The organism is Mesorhizobium sp. M7A.F.Ca.ET.027.03.2.1 (genome assembly GCF_003999175.1).
Lineage (GTDB): Bacteria > Pseudomonadota > Alphaproteobacteria > Rhizobiales > Rhizobiaceae > Mesorhizobium.
The window spans coordinates 1-1,930 of sequence record NZ_RZOM01001130.1; the positions used below are offsets into that span (position 1 = coordinate 1).

Below are 1,930 nucleotides of genomic sequence, written 5' to 3' on the forward strand. Positions count from 1 at the left end.
ATCCAGCCCTTCTGAGCGGCGGCGGCTGCTTGTTCCGGAGATTGCTCGCCGGCGAGCATCTTTTGGGCTTGCACGTCGAACTGGGTCATCAGGTCTTCTGCCACCGGCAGGCCCGTGAACTCATTGGCGAGATAACCGGTCTTGAAGATTTCGAAAGCCTTGCCGAAAGCCTTGTCCGAGGTCACGAAATCGGGCTTGGCGTTGACGTTGCCGGGGAAGGCGTTTGCAAGCGATACGAGCTTGGCGTTCACCTTTTCACTCATCACATATTGGACGAGTTTCCAGGCCTCTTCCTGATGTTTCGAGGCAGCAGAGATGCCGATGCCCCAGGAGGCATAGGGAAGGCCGCGCTTGCCGGTATAGTTTTCCACGACCGGGACCGGGATGAGGTCGAAGTTCAGCTTGGGATTGCGCTTGCGGATGAGGTTCACATGCGCGAGCGAGTCGATCATCATCCCGACGCGGTTGTTGACGAACTCCTCGACCTTTTCCTGCTCGGTCTTGGTGGCGATGCCGGGCGAGATGGTTCCGGCGTCGTTGAGAGATTTGACGAAGGTGAGCATGTCCACCACCGGTTTGCCCTCAAGGTCCGGCTTGCCGTTCGCCATCATCGACCGACCCGAAGCCCAAACCCACGACATCATGTCGTTCTGGACGCCGGATGGCGTTTGCAGCGAGAGGGGCAGCACCCAGCCATACTGGTTCTTGTCGGCGATCGTCATCTTCTTGGCGGCTTCGAGAAACTCCGCACGGGTCGACGGCAGCTTGGTCACGCCTGCCTGGGCGGCGAGGTCCAAATTCACGAAGACCGGATAGACGAAGGAAGCCACGGGAAACATCACCGCCTTGCCGTCCACCTTGATGATGTCCGCGACCTGGCTCTTGTCGAAACCGCTCGCATCCATCATCGGATTCATGTCGGCGAGTGCGCTCTGCGCATTCAGATTGTTCACCCAGGCACCGTCGAGACCGACGACGTCGCTGAGCGTTCCGGTTGCAGCACCAACCGAGATCTGGTCTCGCGTGGTCGCGTAGGGCCCACTGACCAGCGTCACTTTGATTCCGGGATTTGCGGCCTCGAAGTCATCCATGATTGCCCTGAGCGAGCCGGCCGGCAATTCGGGCTCCCACCATTGGGTGAATTCCAGCGTCGTATCCGCCATGGCGCCGGTTGCGCCAAGCAACCATGCGGCTGCGGCTATTTTCAGCATCGCGGGTTTTATACGAAACGTCATCTTCTCCTCCTTCTTTATATTCGACCGCACAATGCGGCCGATCGTCTGGTTATTCACAAATCTTCTTATGCAGGCGCCTCACCCTCACCCGCGGGTCTTCGCTGATACTCAGATTGCCAGATGCGTCTCCGGGTCGAAGTAATGGAGCTTGGTATCATCCAGGGCCAACCTGATTTCCGAGCCGGAACGGACTGTGCTGACCGGTTCGAATTTCGCCACCGCATTCGACGCCAGGCCGAAATCCTGCACCGCGTCAGGGTCGCCGGAGTCCACCCGGACCGCGTCGATGTCGAGATGGACGATTTGTTCGGATCCAAGTTCTTCGATCGAGGTCACCTTTGCCGGTATCGTCTGATACTTGCGGCCGGATTCGAGGCTGCTGTCATAGAGATCCTCCGGTCGTATCCCGAACACGACCTTGCGCCCCGCATACGACTTCAAGCCCGGCCTGCGCACGAAGGCTGCATCCTGCAGCCGGATGGCCAGGGCGCCGGACATCAGTTCGTCGCCCGTCAGGGTCGCCTCGAAAAGGTTCATCGAAGGAGACCCGATGAAGCCGGCAACGAAGGCGTTCACCGGCGATTCATAGAGTCTCTTGGGTGTGTCGACCTGCTGCAGCACGCCGCCTTTCAACACCGCGACCCTGTCGCCCATCGTCATGGCTTCGGTTTGGTCGTGGGTCACATATATTGTCG

Annotated in this window: 1 protein-coding gene and 1 pseudogene; both read right to left on the reverse strand. The window is 59.2% G+C overall.

Going from position 1 to position 1,930, the window contains the following annotated elements:
* Positions 1 to 1,235: sugar ABC transporter substrate-binding protein (locus EN750_RS32035; RefSeq protein WP_145968115.1), on the reverse strand; the 1,235-nt coding region annotated here is incomplete at its 3' end.
* A 108-nt stretch (positions 1,236 to 1,343) separates the two neighbouring features.
* Positions 1,344 to 1,930: pseudogene (locus EN750_RS32040) on the reverse strand (ABC transporter ATP-binding protein); the annotation flags it as partial.